The organism is Lelliottia sp., from assembly GCF_045627565.1.
Lineage (GTDB): Bacteria > Pseudomonadota > Gammaproteobacteria > Enterobacterales > Enterobacteriaceae > Enterobacter.
Genome location: NZ_JAZQNX010000010.1, coordinates 229,982 through 251,507, shown reverse-complemented (window position 1 = coordinate 251,507; position 21,526 = coordinate 229,982). Strand labels below are relative to the sequence as shown.

General features: G+C 56.3%; 15 protein-coding genes. 4 read left to right on the top strand and 11 right to left on the bottom strand.

The window, feature by feature from the left end:
* Positions 1-11: 11 nt before the first annotated feature.
* The 3 genes from cdaR to dgt all read right to left on the bottom strand — a co-directional run bounded on the left by cdaR (position 12) and on the right by dgt (position 4,413).
* Positions 12-1,169, bottom strand: coding sequence for a DNA-binding transcriptional regulator CdaR (gene cdaR, locus ACKI5T_RS08935; RefSeq protein ID WP_012016110.1), 1,158 nt, complete (start codon positions 1,167-1,169; stop codon positions 12-14).
* 153 nt (positions 1,170-1,322) lie between these two features.
* Positions 1,323-2,768, bottom strand: coding sequence for a serine endoprotease DegP (gene degP / locus ACKI5T_RS08930; RefSeq protein WP_407437087.1), 1,446 nt, complete (start codon positions 2,766-2,768; stop codon positions 1,323-1,325).
* A gap of 130 nt (positions 2,769-2,898) precedes the next feature.
* Positions 2,899-4,413: a dGTPase gene (gene dgt, locus ACKI5T_RS08925; protein ID WP_407437086.1), complete on the bottom strand. Its 1,515-nt coding sequence runs from the start codon at positions 4,411-4,413 to the stop codon at positions 2,899-2,901.
* An 82-nt stretch (positions 4,414-4,495) separates the two neighbouring features.
* On the opposite strand from dgt, the gene mtnN reads away from it, so the two are divergent.
* Genes mtnN through ACKI5T_RS08910 form a run of 3 tightly spaced genes read left to right on the top strand, consistent with a single transcriptional unit; the run spans position 4,496 to position 6,638 of the window.
* On the top strand, positions 4,496-5,194 hold the full coding sequence (mtnN, locus tag ACKI5T_RS08920; RefSeq protein WP_407437085.1) for a 5'-methylthioadenosine/S-adenosylhomocysteine nucleosidase: 699 nt from the start codon (positions 4,496-4,498) through the stop codon (positions 5,192-5,194).
* Positions 5,187-5,984 carry a vitamin B12 ABC transporter substrate-binding protein BtuF gene (gene btuF / locus ACKI5T_RS08915; RefSeq protein ID WP_407437084.1) on the top strand — a complete coding sequence of 266 codons (798 nt, stop codon included), beginning with the start codon at positions 5,187-5,189 and terminating at the stop codon, positions 5,982-5,984. The genes mtnN and btuF overlap by 8 nt, the downstream gene beginning before the upstream one ends.
* A gap of 30 nt (positions 5,985-6,014) precedes the next feature.
* Positions 6,015-6,638, top strand: coding sequence for a TRIC cation channel family protein (locus ACKI5T_RS08910; RefSeq protein ID WP_012016105.1), 624 nt, complete (start codon positions 6,015-6,017; stop codon positions 6,636-6,638).
* A gap of 103 nt (positions 6,639-6,741) precedes the next feature.
* On the opposite strand, the gene erpA is transcribed toward ACKI5T_RS08910, so the two are convergent.
* A complete protein-coding gene (gene erpA, locus ACKI5T_RS08905; RefSeq protein ID WP_012016104.1) occupies positions 6,742-7,086 on the bottom strand; it encodes an iron-sulfur cluster insertion protein ErpA in 345 nt (114 codons plus the stop codon).
* Between the two features lie 79 nt (positions 7,087-7,165).
* Positions 7,166-8,566 (bottom strand): H(+)/Cl(-) exchange transporter ClcA, encoded by a 1,401-nt coding sequence (clcA, locus tag ACKI5T_RS08900; RefSeq protein WP_407437083.1) that lies wholly within the window; start codon positions 8,564-8,566, stop codon positions 7,166-7,168.
* 178 nt (positions 8,567-8,744) lie between these two features.
* Between clcA and hemL the strand changes: the two genes are divergently transcribed.
* Positions 8,745-10,025 carry a glutamate-1-semialdehyde 2,1-aminomutase gene (gene hemL / locus ACKI5T_RS08895; RefSeq protein WP_407437082.1) on the top strand — a complete coding sequence of 427 codons (1,281 nt, stop codon included), beginning with the start codon at positions 8,745-8,747 and terminating at the stop codon, positions 10,023-10,025.
* A 95-nt stretch (positions 10,026-10,120) separates the two neighbouring features.
* On the opposite strand, the gene fhuB is transcribed toward hemL, so the two are convergent.
* The 6 genes from fhuB to hrpB form a co-directional block, all read right to left on the bottom strand.
* Positions 10,121-12,103 (bottom strand): Fe(3+)-hydroxamate ABC transporter permease FhuB, encoded by a 1,983-nt coding sequence (gene fhuB / locus ACKI5T_RS08890; RefSeq protein WP_407437081.1) that lies wholly within the window; start codon positions 12,101-12,103, stop codon positions 10,121-10,123.
* Entirely contained in the window at positions 12,100-12,987 is an 888-nt protein-coding gene (gene fhuD, locus ACKI5T_RS08885; protein ID WP_407437080.1) for a Fe(3+)-hydroxamate ABC transporter substrate-binding protein FhuD, read from the bottom strand. The genes fhuB and fhuD overlap by 4 nt, the downstream gene beginning before the upstream one ends.
* The gene (fhuC, locus tag ACKI5T_RS08880) at positions 12,987-13,784 is read right to left on the bottom strand and encodes a Fe3+-hydroxamate ABC transporter ATP-binding protein FhuC (RefSeq protein ID WP_407437079.1); all 798 of its coding nucleotides are present in this window, start codon (positions 13,782-13,784) and stop codon (positions 12,987-12,989) included. The genes fhuD and fhuC overlap by 1 nt, the downstream gene beginning before the upstream one ends.
* Positions 13,785-13,837: 53 nt before the next feature.
* On the bottom strand, positions 13,838-16,081 hold the full coding sequence (gene fhuA, locus ACKI5T_RS08875; protein ID WP_407437078.1) for a ferrichrome porin FhuA: 2,244 nt from the start codon (positions 16,079-16,081) through the stop codon (positions 13,838-13,840).
* Between the two features lie 234 nt (positions 16,082-16,315).
* Entirely contained in the window at positions 16,316-18,844 is a 2,529-nt protein-coding gene (gene mrcB, locus ACKI5T_RS08870) for a bifunctional glycosyl transferase/transpeptidase (RefSeq protein ID WP_407437077.1), read from the bottom strand.
* Between the two features lie 184 nt (positions 18,845-19,028).
* A complete protein-coding gene (gene hrpB / locus ACKI5T_RS08865) occupies positions 19,029-21,458 on the bottom strand; it encodes an ATP-dependent helicase HrpB (RefSeq protein WP_407437076.1) in 2,430 nt (809 codons plus the stop codon).
* Between the last annotated feature and the right edge of the window lie 68 nt (positions 21,459-21,526).

The window sequence follows — 21,526 nt, the reverse complement described above, 5'->3', positions numbered from 1 at the left end:
CGCACGCCACATCATCTCTGCTCATCCAGCTGCAACGCGACGTACAACAATAACCTGTCATCGAAATTACCCAAATCCAGCCCTGTTAATTCCGAAATACGGTTGAGACGATATTCCAGCGTATTCCGGTGGATAAACAATGCCTTCGACGTCGCCAGCGGCTGAACGTTATGGCGAAACCACGCCTGCAGCGTCCGACGCAGTAATCCATTATTATCCATTGCCTTAAGGCGCACTAATGGCCGCGCCAGCTCGTTGGCCTGCCAGCCACCGCGCAAGCTGTCGAGCAGCACAGGCAGCATCAAATCCTGATAAAAATATCCCCTGCTTTCCGGCATGCGCTGCTTGCCGACCATCATGGTAGTGCGCGCCGTTCGCCATGAACGGGCGATGCTGCCGGGGCCGGTAAAATAGTTGCCCAGCGCGACGCGAAAACGCAGCTGCCCGTTCTCTTTCATTCGCGCGATCAACTGCTCAACCCGACGGCGGTGATCTTCAGCATCCCAGCGACCAAACTGATTCAGCGCGGGCTTCAGCACCACCATTTCAGTCAACGAAACAATCGCGACCAGGTTGTTACGCTCCGGTGTCGCTAGCGCGTTTTGCAGTTGTTGTAATTCCGCCATCGCGCTGTCCACGCCAAGCTGGCCGCTATCGACTTCGATAACCGCCACGACACGCGGCTGATTGAGGTCAATTCCCAGACGCTGCGCCCATTCTGTCAGCGCAGGGGTATGCTCTTCGGCCTGTATCAGGTTCATCACCAGCTCTTCGCGCAGGCGGCTGTCCTGTGCCAGAAGATGCATCAGACGCGATTGTTCCAGCATCATCTCGGCGGTCATACACACCAGCTCACCATATTTACGCAGGGATTCTGGCTCGCCCGTCAGGCCAATGACGCCAACGATTTCGCCTTCCAGACGCAGCGGTAGATTGATGCCCTGACGCACTCCATGCAGATGCCGCGCGACGGCGTCGTCAATATCCACGACGCGGCCCTGGGAAAGTACCAGCAGCGCGCCTTCGTGCAATTCACCAATTCGCTCACGATCGCCGCTGCCAATGATTCGCCCACGGGCATCCATTACGTTGATATTGGTATCGATGATGCGCATGGTGCGCGCCACGATTTCCTGCGCCATTTTGGTATCAAGATGCCAGCCAGCCATGTAATCCTCCCGTGAGCAGAGCTCAAGCATAGGGAAGTTCAATGAAGGCCGCATTGTGCGAATGCACAAAGTCAGGGGAAGAAGTATGGACTTGTGGGAAGGGTCACAGAAAAGGAGACGCTCCAGCCTGATGTCAGGCTGGAGCGCAGGAGATTACTGCATCAACAGGTACAGAGTGGTATCACCACGCTGAATATTCAACGCCAGCACGTTAGGTTTGCTGTCGAGAATTTTACGCAGTTCAGCAATGTTTTTCACTGGCTGCTGGTTAGCGCCAATAATCACATCACCTTTTTTCAGGCCGATACGGGCCGCTGGGCTGTTGGCTTTAACCTCACTCACCGCCACCCCTTTATCAGCCCCTTTGTTGCTCATATCCGCACCTTCAATACCGCTGAAGATAGAGCTGGAATCGACCTGAGTCTGGCTGCTCTGCTGCAGTTCAAGGTTAACGCTGACAGGTTTACCGTCGCGCAGCAGACCCAACGTCACTTTGCTACCCACCGGCATTGAGCCGACTTCGGCACGCAGCGCCGCAAAGCTGCTGATTGGCTTACCGTTCAGGGTGGTAATCACATCACCCGCCTTGATACCCGCTTTCGCCGCAGAGGAATTTGGCATCACCTGGCTGACAAAGGCCCCGCGCTGCGCGTCAACTTTCATTGCCTTCGCCAGTTCGGAGTTCAGTTCCGTACCCAGAATACCCAGTTCACCGCGTTTGACCTGGCCGAATTCAACCATCTGGCTGGTCAGGTTTTTCACCATATTACTTGGAATCGCAAAACCGATACCGATGTTGCCGCCGTCCGGTGCCAGAATCGCGGTGTTGATACCGATCAGCTCACCGTTCAGGTTAACCAGCGCACCGCCGGAGTTACCTCGGTTAATGGCCGCATCCGTCTGGATAAAGTTTTCATAGTTTTCCGCATTCAGGCCGCTACGACCCAGCGCAGAAACGATACCGGATGTCACCGTTTCACCCAGGCCAAACGGGTTACCGATGGCTACGGTATAATCGCCGACGCGCAGGGCATCGGAATCAGCCAGCTTAATAGCCGTCAGGTTTTTTGGATCCTGAATCTGAATCAGAGCAATGTCAGAGCGCGGGTCTTTACCCACCACTTTGGCATCAAATTTACGGCCATCGCTCAGCTGTACTTTGATGGTGCTGGCATTATCCACAACGTGGTTGTTGGTGACGACGTAGCCTTTCGCCGCGTCAATAATCACGCCCGATCCCAACGCCATGAATTTTTGCTGCTGACCGCCACCGTTACCGCCAGGGCTGTCATCGCCCGCACCACCGCCCTGACAGAACGGTGAGCTCTGGAATGGCGAGCCGTCCTGGCAGAACGGTGAATTATCGCCAAAGAACTGCTGGAAGTTGCGCGGCATGCGCGGCGTATTAACGGTTGTGCTTCCCTCAACGTTAATACTCACCACCGATGGCATCACTTTCTCAAGCATCGGGGCCAGGCTTGGCATCTGCTGCGCGGTTGTGGCCGAAGACGCGGTCTCGGCTGCGCTTGCAGACAGAGGAGACAACGCTAAACCTAAACTCAATGCGAGTGCACTCATTGCTAATGTTGTTTTTTTCATGTTCTCAATCTCGATTAACAGATTACGCAAAATTGCTGTGTACATCAGATTCGTTTTCAGCGCCTAAGTTCCGGGATTAAGTTTCTGGAAAAAGTAAAAATTTATTGGCCGTCTTTACAAAACTCATCAGTTATTCCACAGCCATCAGACGACGGTATTCATCCCAGGCATACAAATCTGTCATCCCGCTGATATAGTCCTGAATAAGCCGACAGCGATAATAATATTCCATCACTGGCCACTGTAAATTGGTGCGATCAATTTTACTCACAGCCTCTACATAGGCAAGACGATGGCGGGTCGAGAGTTTATGTAATAGCCGCGTTTCAATCGGCAGGCGTTTCATTCGATCTGTTTCGACCAGCTCAGTAAATTCCTCGACGGATAATTTCAGTAACGGCTGATAAATATCCAGCAGACCGCTGATCACCCGGTAGCCTTGTAATTCCAGCTGTTCCACATCCGGGTGGCTAAACACATGGCGGATAGCGACATTCTTATACAACTCAAGCAGTTGACTGAAACTGCTGTCGTCCTCCAGCAACGCATGATTAAAGTCGCCAGAGAAAATTGCGGGCAGATTGTCGATAAAACGCGCAGCGGAATACGGCACCAGTTTATTTAACGTGTTAACGCGCAAATACATAAAGAACTGATCTTCGGTACTGCGACTGAGGGTATTCGAGCGCGATTTATCCCAGGCGTTTTCCACCACCTGAGAAAACAATGAGCCTTTTTCGTGGGTGCCCCAGGCATCATAAAGATGCTGATAAAGTTCCTCGACGCTGAATATTCTTTTCTCTACGGCATCTTCCAGATCGGCTACGCAATAGGAAATGTCATCGGCAGCTTCCATAATCCAGGTCAATGGAAAACGGCCATGAGGCGTCAGTGAAAGTTCCTTACGCAGTCGTTCAATATAGGCCTCTTCAGACAAATAATAGCCGGGCTTTTTCATTAAATAACTGTGAGACGCGGGCGGTTCCCCCATCCACCATGCCGGACGGGTGTATTTCAGGATGCAGCCCACCTGTGCCCAGGTCAGGTTCATCCGCATCAGGGAATGCACCAGCCTGATCCCCTGCGCATTGCCTTCGAACTGGCACAGATCCTGACGCACTTTGCGCCGCAGATCGTTTAGTGGCTCTTCGCCCTCGCGCAACCGTAAATCCCGGACGATGCAGCGATCGTCGCTAAACGGCTGGCTGGCAGCGTCCAACGGGTACAAACGCTGTTTAAACCAGTCGTTAATCGCCGCCTCACCAAAGTGACCAAACGGCGGGTTGCCGATGTCGTGCATCAGACACGCCATCTCAACGATGCTCTCGAACGGGCCGGTCAACTCATCCAGACCGTACGTTTCCAGCAGGCGCTGTTCTTTAAGGCGGCTTAAAATTTCTTTGGCGATATACCGCCCCACCTGCTGAACTTCCATGGAATGGGTCAGACGCGTGCGGACGGCAGCATTACGCTCAAGCGGGAATACCTGGGTTTTTTGCTGTAAGCGGCGGATGGCAGGAGAGTTAATGATGCGCCCACGATCGCTTTCGAAGATCCGCAGGATCTCATGCTCGCTCTTGATCCCCTGTGGGGATCGGAATCGACGATGCCAGTTAATTTTGTTGCGAAAATCGATTAGTGCCATGTGCTCCCCCGCGTGAGAATGCGTTTCCCCTTAAGCGCATGATAGACTATGCATCTTAACAAGGCACATCGCGAGTAAATCTATGAAAATCGGCATTATTGGTGCAATGGAAGAAGAAGTTACGCTGCTGCGTGACAAAATTGAGAACTGTCAGACTCTGTCCCTGGGCGGCTGTGAAATCTATACCGGCCAACTGAACGGGACTGACGTGGCTCTGCTGAAATCAGGCATCGGTAAAGTCGCTGCAGCGCTGGGCGCGACGCTGCTGCTGGAGCGCTGCAAACCTGACGTGATCATCAACACCGGTTCTGCGGGCGGTCTGGCTCCGTCCCTGAAAGTGGGTGACATCGTGGTCTCTGATGAAGCACGCTATCACGACGCCGATGTGACCGCGTTTGGCTACGAATACGGCCAGCTTCCGGGCTGCCCGGCCGGTTTTAAAGCCGACGACAAACTGATTGCCGCCGCTGAAAGCTGCATTGCGGAACTGAACCTGAACGCCGTACGCGGCCTGATTGTCAGCGGCGACGCTTTCATCAACGGCTCCGTGGGCCTGGCGAAAATACGTCACAACTTCCCGAATGCCATTGCAGTGGAAATGGAAGCGACGGCCATTGCGCACGTCTGCCATAACTTCAGCGTGCCGTTCGTCGTCGTTCGCGCCATCTCTGATGTGGCCGATCAACAGTCTCATCTGAGCTTTGACGAGTTCCTGGCCGTTGCGGCTAAGCAGTCCACTATTATGGTCGAAACCCTGGTGCAGAAACTGGCGCGTGGCTAAGTTTTTAGGGGCGCTGGTCGCCCTGTGTCTGCTCTCACCGGCGTGGCTTCTGGCCGCGCCGCGTGTGATTACCCTCTCCCCTGCTAATACTGAACTGGCTTTTGCCGCGGGGATCACCCCCGTCGCGGTCAGCAGTTTTTCTGACTATCCCCCCGAAGCAAAAAAACTCGAGCAGATCTCCACCTGGCAAGGCATGAAGCTTGAACGCATCGTCGCGCTGAAGCCGGATCTGGTCCTCGCATGGCGCGGCGGAAACGCAGAGCGGCAGGTCAATCAACTCGCGTCACTTGGCATAAAGGTGATGTGGATTGATGCCATCAGCATTGAGCAGGTCGCTCAGGCGCTACAGGATCTTGCGCCTTACAGCCCGACACCTCAAAAAGCCAAGCAGGCCGCGCAACAGTTGCTGAAAGAGTATGCGGCTCTGAAAGCCCGCTATGACACGACCGTCAAAAAACGCGTGTTCCTCCAGTTTGGCAATCAGCCGCTGTTCACCACCGGAAAAGGCTCGATTCAAAATCAGGTGCTGGAAGTGTGTGGCGGTGAAAATATCTTTGCAGCGAGCCGCGTTCCCTGGCCGCAGGTGAGCCGTGAACAGGTGCTGGCGCGTCATCCGCAGGCCATCGTCGTGGCAGGCAATGCGAGCGAGATCCCTAAAATTGAACAATTCTGGCAAAGCCAGCTAAAAATTCCGGTTATCGCCCTGCACAGTGACTGGTTTGAACGCGCAAGCCCGCGTATTATCCTCGCCGCAAAACAACTCTGCTCTGCGTTGTCGCAGAGCCATTAATTTAGCCCCTGGTCATTTTAGGACTCGACGATGCTCGTTTATTGGCTGGATATCCTTGGCACCGCCGTCTTTGCTATCTCTGGCGTGCTGCTTGCAGGCAAACTGCGCATGGACCCGTTTGGCGTGCTGGTGCTCGGTGTGGTGACGGCGGTAGGCGGTGGAACAATCCGCGATATGGCGCTCGATCACGGCCCGGTGTTTTGGGTGAGAGATCCCACCGATCTGGTGGTGGCGATGGTCACCTGTCTGCTAACCATCGTGCTGGTGCGTCAGCCTCGCCGTTTACCCAAGTGGATCCTACCGGTACTGGATGCCGTCGGATTGGCGGTGTTTGTGGGGATTGGTGTTAATAAGGCATTTATGGCGGGTACGGGTCCGATGGTCGCAATTTGTATGGGCGTATTGACGGGCGTCGGTGGAGGGATTATCCGCGATATCCTGGCGCGTGAAGTGCCGATGATTCTGCGCACCGAAATCTACGCCACAGCCTGCATTATCGGCGGGATCGTCCACGCCACGGCGTTTTATACCTTCGGCGTTGAGCTCGAAACCGCAGCGATGATCGGCATGGTGGTAACGTTGGCGATTCGTCTGGCGGCGATACGCTGGCACTTAAAATTACCGACGTTTGCACTCGATGAGAACGGAAGGTAAAAGCAAAACGGCAACCCACGGTTGCCATTTTTAATGTTTTCTTCTTCTCCCTGTGGGAGAGGGTCGGGGTGATGGCATCAGACCGCACCCCGAAGCAAAACCATTAGATGCTGAAGGAAGAACCGCAGCCGCAGGTACTTTTCGCATTCGGGTTCGTCACCACAAAGCGTGAACCTTCCAGCCCTTCGGTGTAATCCACCGCGCCGCCCACCAGATATTGCAGGCTCATTGGATCAACAACCAGCGCAACGCCCTGCTTCTCGATGGTCATATCCCCATCGTTGATCTGATCGTCAAAGGTAAAACCGTACTGGAAGCCGCTGCAACCACCGCCAGTAATATAAACTCGCAGTTTCAGCTCCGGATTATTTTCATCGGCAATCAGGACTTTCACTTTTTTGGCTGCTGCTTCAGTAAATTGCAACGGCAGCGCTACGTCATCACTCATTTTTTGCTCCCATGAATACTGCTATTGAGTAAAAATCACCCAATTCATATTTTCATTATCTAATACCCTGGTAATTCATTCAAGTATTCTGCTTCACGGCAAGCTCTGCCTCCTGCTTCGCCAGGGTGCGGGCAAGAATCGTGGAGTATAGCGGCTTTCCGCCCAGGAATTGGGCTAATAGTGTCGCGCCGAGGCAGGTAATGATCATTGGCAAAATGAGCTGATAATTGTCCGTCATTTCCAGAACCAGCAAAATGCCGGTCAACGGTGCCCGCAATGACGCGGCCAGCAGCGCCCCCATTCCGGCGATGGCAAACGTACCCGCTTCAAGATGATAAGCCGGGAAACCCACTGCCGCCGCCATGCCAAACGCCGTACCGAGCAGAGTCCCTAATGCCAGCATAGGCGCGAAAATCCCGCCCGGTGCACCAGACGAAAAGCATAGCAGCGTGGTTATCACGCGAGTGAAAAACAGAAATAGCAGCATCCCGATGCTGAAATTCCCTGCCGCCGCGATGGGAATCAAACTGAATCCGCCGCCAGACGTCTCGGGTTCGATAACGCCCAACACGCCGCACATCCCGCCGAGCAGTCCACCCACCAGCACCCACTTTGTCATATTGCCGCCGTGAATACGCTGGAACAGATCCTGAGTGCGCAGAATCAGCGTGTTGAATAACGGTCCGACAACGCCAAAAATCATGCCCAGAATCAGATACAGCCAGAGCGTGTTGACCGGCGCATTGGTGAATTTCCCCACCTCAATCACTGCGCCTTCGCCGTTAAAAATGCGAAACACGATGCTCGACATGATCACACCCGTGAAGACCGCTTTAATCGAGATAAGGTTGTAGCGAAACTGCGGGCGCATCTCTTCGATAATAAACAAGATCCCGGCCAGCGGCGCGTTAAACGCGGCAGAAAGACCCGCCGCAGCCCCCGTCGCAAGCAGCGTGTGCTGCGCTTCGCCGCTGCGCATACGGAAAATATCCGCCACCATGCGCCCGATATTGCCGCCCAGTTGCACCGTTGGGCCTTCGCGTCCTAGCACCATTCCTGCGCCGAGCGTGCCCATCCCGCCAAGGAATTTGACCGGGATAACCCGCCACCAGCGAACCGGGCGCAGCTCTTCCAGCGCGCCCTCGATTTCCGGAATCCCGGAGCCGCCCGCTTCCGGCGCAAATTTCCGCACCAGAAAATAGCCCACCATCGCCAGCAGCGCCGACAATCCAAAAGCCAGCGGCCACACCAGCCACGGGTGATCCGCTGTTGCCGCCAACGTGCCGATACGCCAGTTAAGTATGACGTTAACGGCTTTCTCAAACGCAATACCCACCAGCCCCGCGAGCGTGCCAACGACCGCCGCCATAATCAGGATCATCAGCGGCGTTTTGTCACGATTGAGCAGGCGTCGGACGCTTATCCGGCGGCGCACGCGAGCCAATTGCTGTTCTTCAAATGAGGAGTTGTTTGCTGTCATCACCAATTCTTATATTGATCATACAAATATTTGAGGGGATTTTAATGCGCCTGACACCGCACGTCGCCTGAAAAATCCTTAACGTTTGTTCTGTATCATTTGGGCAAAAATTTTATAACTATCCGCGAATCACTTAGAATAGCTGGCTTACCCTTTTTCTACGAACCAGGAACACGCTATGAGCAAGTCTGAAAACCTGTACAGCGCAGCACGTGAGCTTATCCCGGGCGGCGTAAACTCTCCCGTTCGCGCCTTTACCGGCGTCGGTGGAACGCCGCTGTTTATTGAACGTGCAGACGGCGCGTTTCTGTACGATGTCGATGGCAAAGCCTATATCGATTATGTCGGTTCCTGGGGTCCGATGGTGCTCGGCCACAACCACCCCACCATCCGCAACGCAGTGATTGAAGCCGCGCAGCGCGGGTTAAGTTTCGGGGCGCCTACCGAAATGGAAGTCAAAATGGCGGAACTGGTGACGGAACTGGTCCCGACCATGGATATGGTGCGCATGGTGAACTCCGGTACGGAGGCGACCATGAGCGCCATCCGTCTGGCGCGTGGTTTTACCGGACGCGACAAAATCATCAAGTTTGAAGGCTGCTATCACGGCCACGCTGACTGTCTGCTGGTCAAAGCCGGTTCTGGTGCTCTGACGCTGGGCCAGCCGAACTCGCCGGGCGTCCCGGCGGATTTCGCGAAGCACACACTCACCTGCACCTATAACGATCTCGACACCGTGCGCGCGGCGTTTAAGCAGTATCCGCAAGAGGTGGCCTGCATCATCGTTGAGCCTGTCGCGGGCAACATGAACTGTATTCCACCGCAACCAGAGTTCCTGCCGGGCCTGCGTGCGCTGTGTGACGAATTCGGTGCGCTGCTGATTATCGACGAAGTGATGACCGGTTTCCGCGTCGCGCTGGCGGGTGCACAGTCTTATTACGATGTGGTGCCTGACCTGACTTGCCTTGGAAAAATCATCGGCGGCGGTATGCCAGTGGGCGCATTTGGCGGACGTAAAGATGTGATGGAAGCGCTGGCACCGACCGGTCCGGTTTATCAGGCCGGTACGCTGTCCGGTAACCCTATCGCCATGGCCGCCGGTTTTGCCTGTCTGACCGAAGTCGCGCAGCCTGGCATTCACGAAACCCTGACCGATCTGACCACCCAACTGGCCAACGGCCTGCTGGAAGCGGCGGAAGAAACGGGGGTTCCGCTGGTGGTGAACCACGTTGGCGGCATGTTCGGGATCTTCTTCACCGATGCGAAAACCGTGACCTGCTATCAGGACGTAGTGAAATGCGACGTTGAGCGCTTCAAGCGCTTCTTCCATCTGATGCTGGAAGAAGGAGTGTATCTGGCGCCATCCGCGTTCGAAGCGGGCTTTATGTCCGTGGCGCACAGCGTGGAAGACATCAATAAAACCATCGACGCAGCGCGTAAGGTGTTTGCGAAGCTTTAAGCTGTGTGCGGCTTGATGCCATCACCCCAACCCTCTCCCACAGGAAGAGGGCGCAAAGACCAAAACGGCAACCCAGAGGTTGCCGTTTGCTTTTATTACCGACTCTGCTTTCTCAACAAATAAATAAAGTACGGCGCGCCGATAAAGGTCGACAGCAGCCCTGCGGGAATCTGATACGGGAACAGCACCATTCTGCCCAGCCAGTCCGCGATGACCAGCATCATCCCCCCCGTTAGCGCCGACATTACGATAAACGGCATCGTGCGACGGAAGCCCATCATGCGCGCAATATGCGGTGCCATCAGGCCAATAAAACTCAACGGGCCGATTGTCATGGTCGCGACCGCCGTCAGACAAGCCGCCAGCAACAGCAGCCCCACGCGCGACGGCGTCAGCGCGACGCCCACGGCACGCGCGGTTTCACCGCCCAGCGGCAAAATGGTCATCCAGCGACGACACAGCGGCGTCACCGCCAGCAGCAAGAGCATCGCCATACCGGAATGCACCACCTGAGCGCCCGTGGCGTTATACGTCGAACCTGAAATCCATGTCAGGATCTGCGCCATGCGCGGATCGCCGCTGGCCTGCAGCATCATCAGCAGCATGGTAAACGCGGTACTCAGCGCCATCCCCGCCAACAGCATACGATGTGGCGAAAAACCGCCACGCCCCGCCGCGATCATGATAATGAAAAGCGTCGCCGCAGCGCCGAGACTGCCCGCCGGCATCAACCAGCCAAAGGCATCGCCCGGCACAAAGAACAGCATCAACACCACACCAAACGCCGCGCCGGAGCTGATCCCCAGCACTTCCGGGCTCGCCATCGGGTTGCCGGTTAAGCGCTGAATAATACAGCCCGCCACAGCCAGCATGACGCCCGCAATCAGCGCGGAGGAGATGCGCGGCCAGCGCCACTGCGCCAGTTCGTTGAGCAGTGAACCGCTTGCCCAATGCCAGCCGCTGGCATTGCGCCCCAGAGACAGCGCCAGCCAGCAGACGAGAATCAGCACGCCGACACCCGCCAGGGAAAACCACAGGATGTGCTGGCGCTCAGCATACACTTTGTCCCCGGCATCCATCGCCGGCGCGCTCATGCTGCGAAGACGCGGCAGCAGCCAGAGCAGAAGCGGTGCACCAATCAGCGCCGTGACGGACCCGGTCGAAACTTCCATCCAGACACGTGCCAGCCAAAGAATAATTTGGTCAGAAAGCCAGAGGATCAGCGCCCCAATCAGCGGAGCCAGTATCAGTCGCGCCAGCAATCGGCGCGCACCGAGCATTTTCGCCAGCAGCGGCGCAAACAGCCCGATAAAGCCGATAATTCCGACGGCGTTGACCAGCAGCGCACTGATCACAATCGCCAGCGTCAGTGCCCCCAGACGAGCCAGCGACAGCGCCAGGCCGAGATTGCGCGCCACGCCGTCATCCAGCCCCATCAGCGTCAACGGACGTAGCAGCAGCAAGGTCAGCAGCACGCCGCCGAGCAGCTGTGGCCACAGGCGTTGCACGATGCTCCAGTCGGTTTGCGTCAGCGTTCCAGTGCTCCAGAGGAACATGCTTTGCAGCTGATCGTGATGAAACAGCACCAGCAGTTGATTGATCGCCCCGCAGTACAGACTCACGACCAGGCCCGCCAGAATCAGCGTGACCGGAGAGAGACGTTTACCCCAGGCGACGCCAAATACCAGCGCACCCACGATGCATGCGCCCGCCAGCGCGGCAAACTGGCTGGTTAACGCGCCAGGCAGCGCCCAGAGCGAGGTGATCGTGATCCCGAGCTGCGCGCCGGTGGCGACGCCAAGCGTGGTCGGCTCGGCCAGCGGATTGCGTAATACCTGCTGGAAAAGCACGCCGACAAGACCCAGTCCTGCGCCCACCAGCAACGAAATCGCCAGCCTCGGCAGCAGGCTGTAGTGGAAAATCATCTGCTGGATGTTGTCGATATCCGGAACGGAAATCGCCTGACCCCACTGCCCGCGCGGCAGCGCAATTGACAGATTTTCCCCCGTCAGAAGCAGCGCGGCAATGAAAACGACGCCCAGCAGGATCGCCGGGAAAAGCGCGAAACGTGATTTCATGCTTTGCCTCCGAGCGCGTCGTCAAGCACGCGGGCGAAGTGCATCGCAGAGAGCGTTGCGCCGTAGAACCACACCGCTGGCACGCGCTGGAAACGCTGCTCGCGCACAAACGGCATCGCCTGCCACAGCGGCGTCGCCATCAGGGTTTGCATTTCACGCTCATTACCATGATCAAAACAGAGCACGTCCACATCGCGGAACTGCGCCAGACGATCGATACCGATCGCGGTACTGCCCCAGAAGGTCATCTCGCCTTCCCACGCATTCGGAATCCCGTAACGATCGAGCACTTCCTGGAACAGGCAGTTTTTGCCAAACACCAGCATATGCCGCGCGTCCAGCAGGGTGACCATCAGCAATGGCCGATCGCCACGACTGGCAAAGCGCGGTTTTAAGGCGTCGATAGTGCTGTCGAAATGATCGAGATGCGCTTTCGCCGCCGTCTCTAAATTCAGAAGCTGCGCCATTTCGGACAGGGAGTGACGCGCCATGGTCAGCGGTTTTTTACCGTCGCTGAACGCGAAACCGCGACCCGGCGCAATGCGTGCCAGCGTCTCAGGAGACGGACCGTAGCCCGCAGACCAAACCAAATAAGAGGGTTTCATCTGGGTCAGCAGTTCAAGATTAGGTTCGGTTCGCAAACCGATATCGATCACCGAGTCCGGAATTTTCGGCTCGTTGACCCACAGATTGTAATTGGGGATGTCCGCTACGCCGTACGGCGTAATTCCCAGCGCCAGCATCAGCTCAACCGGCAACCATTCGAGCGCCACGATTCGGTGCGGGTTGATGGCAGCGGCGCGGGCGGTGCCCATTCTCAGCAGCAGTGGCGAAAGCGCCATGGCCGTCAGTAAGCGACGGCGACTTATCATAGGATCCCGCATCAGTACACAAAGCTCACCGGTGCAGCGCCTGCCGGATGCGGCAGAATACCCATCGGAATGCCGTAAATCAGCTCCAGCGTTTCGCTGCACATCAGCTCAGATGGCGTGCCTTGGGCGATCATTTCCCCGCCACGCAGCGCCACCAGATAGTCGCAGTAGCGCGCAGCCATATTGATATCATGCAGAACCGCAATCACCGTCAGACCTTTTTGCTGGCTGAGGCGATGGATTAACGCCAGGACATCCACCTGATGCGCGATATCCAGCGCGGAAGTCGGTTCATCAAGCAGCAGACAGTTGCTGTCCTGCGCCACCAACATCGCGATCCACGCGCGCTGACGTTCGCCGCCGGACAAACTATCAACCAGACGATGCGCGAGCGGTTTTAAGCCCACGAGCGTGATCGCCTCTTCCACTTTTTCTCTGTCGGCCACGCCGAAACGCCCGAGCGCGCCGTGCCACGGATAACGCCCAATCGCCACCAGCTCGCGCACGGTCATCCCTTCGGCCTGCGGCAGTTGCTGCGGTAGATAGGCCACTTTGCGGGCAAACGCCTTGCTGTTCCAGCTATCGAGCGGCTGTCCATCAAGCAGGATATCCCCTTCTGATGGCGGCTGATGGCGACCCAGCATTTTGAGCAATGTGGATTTACCCGAACCGTTGTGGCCGATAAGGCCGGTCACTTTACCAACAGGGAACGTCAGGGAGAGCGGATGCAGCAACGTGCGTCCGGGTACGCGGAAGGAGGTGTTATCGAGCGTAAAGGTGGTCTCGGATTGCGAGTTTTTATCCTGCATTGTGGCCAACGTCAACGTGTTAAAGGGCACGGCGAACCGTGCCCGAAGAGAGATTAGAAGCGGAAGGTCGCGGTAGCAACAACCTGACGTTCAGCACCCCAGAAACAGCCGTAGGTGTTAAAGCAGCTGGCGACGTATTCACGATCGAGCAGGTTGTTCACGTGAAGCGCCACGTTCGAGCCTGCCATACCCACGCGCGCCAGATCGTATCGGATCAACGCATCCACCACGGTATAGCTACCCACTTTGAAGGAGTTCGCCGGATCGCCATAGCTTGAGCCAGTTAAGCGTCCGCCAGTACCCAACGTCAGGCCAGACAATGCGCCATCATAGAAGGTGTAATCACCCCACAGGGACGCCATGTGTTTCGGCACCTGCGCTGGCGTATTGCCTTTATAGTTGGTGTCGGTGGTGTACTCGGCATCGGTGTAGGTATAAGAACCGACCACATTCACGCTCGCAGACAGTGCCGCTTTCGCTTCCAGCTCTACACCACGGGAACGGATTTCACCGCCTTCAACCGAGAAGAATGAACCCGCAGGATCACCCATCAGGTTGTTGGTTTTGGTGAGCTGATACACCGCACCGGTCAGCACAATCGGACGATCTTCAGGTACGTACTTCACGCCAGCTTCGTACTGTTTACCCTTAGAAGGTGAGAACAGTTTACCTTGAGCATCGGTCTGAGAAGCGGGTTCGAACGATTCGCTGTAGCTGAAGTAAGGGGTTACGCCGTTATCAAACAGGTAGTTAACGCCGCCACGCCAGGTGAACTGGGTGTCATCACGTGTGGAGGTGGTGTTCGTTACACGGTTATAGGAGTCCTGATCGGCCCAGTCATAGCGACCGCCCAGCGTCACCAGCACCTTATCCCACTGCGCCTGATCCTGAACATACAGACCCGTCTGTTTTTGACGGTTAAGGATTTGATAAGCGCCAGAGTTTGCCGGATCTTTTGAGCCAAAATCAAAATCGCTGCTTACCGGATTGTAGAGATCCAGCAACGGCACGGAGTCGTCGTAGCCGAACCAGGAGTTGATATCGTTACGCATACGCATAAAGTCAACGCCGGTCAGCAGGACGTGATCTACCGCACCGGTAGAGAATTTGCTCTGCAGCTGAGTATCAACGGTAAAGTTTTGCAGTTTTTCATTATCAACGACGTATTTACGTGCCAGATAATGCCCTTTGTCTGCTGGGGCTAAGGCCGCACACTGTTTGCTGCCGGCATTCGCCGGATCGGTGCAGACACCGTAACCATAAACGCTGTTTTGCGAGGTTTTGTTCTCGGCAAAACGCAGGTTCTGACGAACGGTAAAGGTATCGTTGAATTCGTGGTCGAAGCTATATCCCACCATTTTCTGGTTACGGGAATAGGTATTGTTCTTCGCACCTTCGTTGAAGTCCGTCGGCAGACGATCGCCGTTTGGCAGCGGATCAACCGTTCCCTCTTTTGGCAACCAGCCGTAGTAGCCCGTTTCAGGCTCGTTCTGGAAGTAGGAGAGGAACGTGAATGTCGTTTTATCGTCCGGACGCCAGGAGAAAGATGGCGCGATGGCATAACGCTGTTCTCCTTTATTCTCCTGCTGCGCATTGTTGGAACGCGCCACGCCCGTTAAGCGATAAGAGTAAACACCGTCATCGTCAATCGCATCGCTGAAGTCAAAACCGGTCTGGAACAGGCTGTCGGTGCCCATTTTGAACTGGATCTCTTTCAGCGGCTCGGTTGTTGGACGCTTACTCACCATGTTCAGCAAGCCACCTGGGCTGCTTTTTCCATACAGCACAGAAACCGGACCGCGCATAATTTCAGCACGCTCCAGCATATAAGGGTCAATCACCGCGTCGTTATAGAAGTTGCCCTGCATCTTCATACCGTCGAGGTAGTTATTCTGAGTCTGACCATCGGCGGCAAAACCGCGAATAACCAGGTAGTCGTAGGTATTTGAAGCACCACGGGTACCCACCGCAACACCTGGCGTATAGCTCAGCGCTTCTTTAACTGATCTAGGCTGATGCAGCGCCATCTCTTCGGCGGTCACGACAGAAATAGACTGCGGCACCTTTTGAATAGGAGTGTCCGTTTTGGTCCCAGTCGCCGATTGTCTTGCCGCGATCGTCGCCGCAGGACCCCAGGCGCTTTCCTGCGCAGCGGGTGCCGCCGTGACGGTGATGGTTTCTTCTTTAGGGGTATCTGCTGCATGTGCAAAAACAGACATGCCACTTACCGCTGTGGCTACAACGACTGCGATTTTACGCAGCGAAGCATTCATTGGCTGAGCAGTTTTAAGCGCCATTGGTATATCTCTGATGAAAGAGTGAATGATAACGTAAACGAGAATTATTATTATGACCGCAGAATAATAGGCGAAACGCTGGCGGCATAGCAAGCAATATGCGGCCCTACAAGAATTGAGGGTTTAAGAATTAAACAAGTAGAAACGCGGGGTTAAACTGAGATGAAAATCAGGTTAGAAGAATGTATGACGGAAGTGAAAAATCCCCCTCACTGCGGAGGGGGATGAGTGAGACTAGTTGCTGCCGAACATATCTTTGATCCAGCCTGCGACGCCGTCGCTGTCTTTCTTCTCATTCTGCTGCTGCGGCTGTTGTTGCTGCGGCTGCTGCTGAGGTTGAGAAGACTGCTCAAACGGATTGCCCGTCGGTTGCTGCGTTGGGCTTTGCTGGCACAGCGAATCCGGGTCAGCCGTCCAGACAGGCAAGGTACGCACCCCGCCGCCACACACGAAGTTACCGGAATCATCCACGCCCATATCGACGATATCTTCTGGTGCCGTCAGGTTCAGCGGAACCGGAGACTGATTAGCCAGATAGCGCTGATAAATCGACATCGCCCCGCTTGCACCGTATAGCTTGGTCGGCTGATTGTTATCGCGGCCAACCCAGGTGATCACCACTTCGCGCCCGTCAATCCCGGCAAACCAGGTATCGACGTTATTGTTGGTGGTTCCGGTTTTACCCGCCAGATGCAGACCCGGATATTTCGCGCCAAGCTGGCGACCCGTACCGCGCTGCACAACCTGCTGCATGGTCCACAGCGTCATATATGCGGCCTGTGCAGGCACCGCGCGCTCCGCCTGCGGGAAGCTCTGATACAGCACCGAACCGTCTTCTGCGATCACCGAACGCAGCGAAGAGAGCTGAGCGCGGTTACCACCGCTGGCGATGGTCTGGAACGCCTGCGCTACTTCGATTGGCGTCAGGTTCAACGCGCCCAGAATCATCGCAGGAACCGGATGCAGCTGATCTTTCGCCACGCCCAGCTTCTGCCAGGTGTCCGTAATCGCAGGCAGACCCAGCGCCATACCAAGGTTAACGGTTGGCACGTTCATGGAACGGGTCAGCGCATCCACCAGCATCACCTGACCGCTGAACTGTTTATCATCGTTCTGCGGCGACCACACCTGGCCGTTAGGCTGGCGCAGGGCAATCGGTGCATCGGCAATCCAGGTATTCAGTCGATACTGATTCGGCTGGCTCAGCGCGGTCAGATAGGTCGCTGGTTTTGCCAGAGAACCAATCGAACGACGCGCCTGCATCGCGCGGTTGTAGCCCGCATATTGCGGTTCCGCGCCACCGACCATCGCACGAACTTCACCGGAATTACGATCGACCACCACCATCGCGGTTTCCAGATCGCTCAGCTTACGCTGCTTTTTCAGCACCGGAATGCCGTCAACGGCGGCTTTCTCAGCGGCATCCTGCGCCACCGAGTCGAACGTGGTAAAGATCTTCACGCCGGAGAGATCTTTCACCTTATCGCCAAGCTTGGTTTGCAGCTCCTGACGCACCATCTGCATAAACGCAGGCTGCGGAGAGATTACCCCACCGCGCGGCTGAACGCCCAGCGGACGCGCACTCAGCATCTCGTAAAGTTCCTGATCGATAACCTGCTGCTGTTGCAGTAAACGCAGGACCAGATTACGACGCTCAAGCGCCAGCTTCGGGTTGCGCCACGGGTTATAGATTGACGCGCCTTTCACCATGCCCACCAGCAACGCTTGCTGATCGAGACTCAGCTCTTCCACCGGGCGACCAAAGTAATACAGGCTCGCCAGCGGGAAACCGCGAATCTCGTTATCGCCGCTCTGACCGAGATACACCTCGTTCATATACAGCTCAAGAATACGATCTTTGCTGTAGCGAGCGTCCATCAGCACGGCCATGTACGCTTCGTTGGCCTTACGCCAGTAAGAGCGCTCGCTGGAGAGGAACAGGTTTTTAACCAGCTGCTGCGTCAGGGTACTCGCCCCCTGCACCGTACGTCCGGCCGTCAGGTTCGCCAGCACCGCACGACCGATGGAGTACAAACTCACGCCGTCGTGTTCGTAGAAATGACGGTCTTCCGTCGCCAGCAGCGTATCGACCAGCAGATCCGGGAAGCCATTACGCGCCACAAACAGGCGCTGCTCGCCGTTTGGTGAAGAGAGCATGGTGATCAGGCGCGGATCGAGGCGGAAGAAACCGAACTGGCGGTTACTTTCCAGGTTCTCGATTGTTTCGAGACGATCGGCGTCAAAGGTCAGACGCGCACGCACCTGCCCTTCTTTACTGTCCGGAAAATCAAACGGACGACGGATCATCTCGATGCTTTTCGCCTGCACGGTAAACTCGCCGGGACGCGTCATTTTCGTCACCTGACGATACTGTGTCGCTTCCAGCAGTTTGACCATTTCGTTCTTGCTGATGGACATATCTGGCTCAAGGTTCACCATGCGGCCATATACCGCCGCAGGCAACTGCCAGACTTTACCGTCGATACGGCTGCGGATTTTTTGATCCAGGTACACACCGTAAATCGCCATCAGGGCAACAAATACAATAAACAGCTTCAGCAGCAGCCAGAACCAGCCGCGTCGTCCACGAGGCTTCCGCCCTTTGCCTTTACCTTTACGCGGCATGGGTTCTTGATCCTCATCATCGTCTTCATAGTCATCGTCATAATCCTCATCACTGAGGCGACGACGGCTCACTTTTTCCTTCGCCGGACGCGCAGGTTTACCCTTACGTCCAATTGGCTCGCGGTCATTCCCCGCCATGCTTTTTCTCCGCAACTGTCAGGCGCAAGGGCCCGATTCTCTTTTCTTCCACCAGGCGGTGAAAGAAGAAATCTCTCAAAATAAACAGCAAGGCTTTCTTATCAAGAAAGCTTTTAGTGTTTCCTCCCTCTCCCAGTGGGAGAGGGCCCGGGTGAGGGCATCAGGCCGCACCACTCCGCACAAACTACGAATACTTCTTCGTACGCCGTGTCGGCGCGGTATTTGCCGGATCGTCCGGCCAAACGTGCTTTGGATACCGCCCTTTCATCTCTTTTTGCACTTCGCGATAGCTTCCGGCCCAGAACGCGCTTAAATCACGCGTAATTTGCAGCGGACGATGCGCAGGTGATAATAGCTCAAGTACCAGCGGAACACGCCCTTCCGCGATAGATGGCGTGGCAGATTCTCCAAACATCTCCTGCATCCGCACAGCCAGCGCCGGTGGATTATCTTGATGATAACGAATGGCAATCCGACTTCCGGTCGGCACAGTGTAATGCCCAGGAAGCTCTCTATCCAGACGTTGGCGCAATGACCAGTCGAGTAAATTCTGTAACGCTGTCTTCACATCCAGAGATTTAAGCGCTTTGAGCGAATGCACACCGCTCATTTCCGGCAGCAACCACTTCTCCAGCGAGGCCAGCAGCGTTTCATCATCAACCGCAGGCCAGTCATATTCCGGCAACCACTGCGCCGCGCAGTGTAAACGCAGCCGATACTGTTCAGCCTCCGGCGTCCAGCTCAGGACGTTCAGGCCTTTATCACGAATACCGTTCAGCATTGCCTGGTGCAATTCGTCCTCTGACGGCTTTGCCAGCGGTTTAACGCTTACCGCGAGTCGACCAATCTGGCTGCGGCGAAACGCCTTCAATGTGCCTTGCGCGTCATCCCACTCGACGGTATCAGACTGCTGCAAAAGCTGCGGGCAGCGGTGCGTTAGCGCGTCAATATCCACCGCCACCGCCTGCAAAATGCGCGCATCGGGAGACTGGCTGCCCTGCAACAGCAGCGGCGCGATAAGCCACTCATGGCGCGTTAAGGCGTCGTCGCTGTCCAGCATCGCGCCCATTCCGTTTGCAAGCTGATAGCGCCCGTCCAGGCCGCGCCGACGGGCAATACGGTCCGGAAAAGCCTGCGCCAGCAGTTCGGCGATTTTATCGCTGTCCAGCGCCCCGCCACGGCTGTTAAGCCGCTGACAAAACCGCTGCGCGCGCTGCTGCCAGTTCGGCTGATTGCGGGAGAAAGCCGAAGCCAGATCGCTGCTCGCCCCGCGCGGCGGCTCTTCCAGAATCGCGGCGAGTTTTGCTGCCGTGGCAATCTCATCATCCCCTTTCGCGGCAATCAGCATCGCCGCCAGGCGCGGATCATTTCCCAGTGCAGCCATTTTCTGGCCGGCTGGCGTTAACCGCTCGCCGTCCAGTGCGCCTAACAGCGCTAACAAGCGACGTGCCGCCGTCAGATTCACCGCAGGTGGCCGATCGAGCCAGCAGAGCTGCGCCGGATCGGGGCATCCCCACTGCAACAGTTCCATGAGCAATCCGGAAAGATCGCTTTGCAGAATTTCTGGCGTACTTTGCGCGGCGGCGCGATCGGCCTGTTCAACGCTTGTGAGATGCAAACAGATCCCCGGCTCCAGACGCCCGGCACGACCCGCACGCTGCGTCATGGACGCCTGGCTGATACGCTGCGTCAGCAGTTTGGTCAGGCCGGTGCGCGGATCGAAACTTGCCACCCGCTCCTGTGCCGTGTCGACCACCAGACGGATGCCTTCAATCGTTAAGCTGGTCTCGGCGATATTGGTCGCCAGCACCACTTTGCGCTGCCCGGCGGGCGGCGGAAGAATCGCCTTGCGTTGTTCATTCAGGGAAAGCGCGCCGTACAGCGGACACAGCACAACATCGCTGCCCACGCGCGCAGCCAGCTTTTCCTGAACGCGCTGAATTTCGCCCACGCCGGGTAAAAACAGCAGCAATGATCCGGATTCGTGGCGCAGTAATTCAGCAGTCGCGATAGCAACCGCCTCGTCGAAGCGCTGATGGGAGGGCAACGTCTGATAGCGACGGTCAACCGGAAACGCGCGGCCTTCGGAGGAAATGACCGGCGCCTCGGGCAGGATCTGTCGCAACCGTTCGTTGTCGAGCGTGGCGGACATGATCAGCAGCTTGAGATCCTCGCGAAGCCCTTGTTGCACGTCGAGCAGCAGCGCCAGTGCCAGATCGGCTTGCAGGCTGCGCTCGTGGAATTCATCGAGGATCACCAGCCCCACGCCGTTCAGCTCGGGATCGTTTTGCAGCATCCGGGTCAGGATCCCTTCGGTCACCACTTCCAGCCGCGTCGTCGCGCCGACGCAGGTTTCAGCGCGCATACGATAACCGACGGTTTCACCGGTTTTTTCCCCGAGCAGTTCGGCCAGGCGTTGCGCCACGTTACGCGCCGCCAGCCTGCGCGGTTCCAGCAGAATGATTTTCCCGGAAATATCGCCCTCTTTGAGGATCTGTAGCGGCAACCACGTCGATTTACCCGCCCCGGTAGGCGCGTTCAGTAGGACGTGAGGGGCATGGCGTAAGGCGGCAAGAAGCTCGGGAAGTACGGCGGCGACCGGCAATGAGGACACTAACTGCTCCAGAGGGTTAACATTCGTCGGCGTACATTGTAGCATCGGCGCATATCATTACCGAGTCC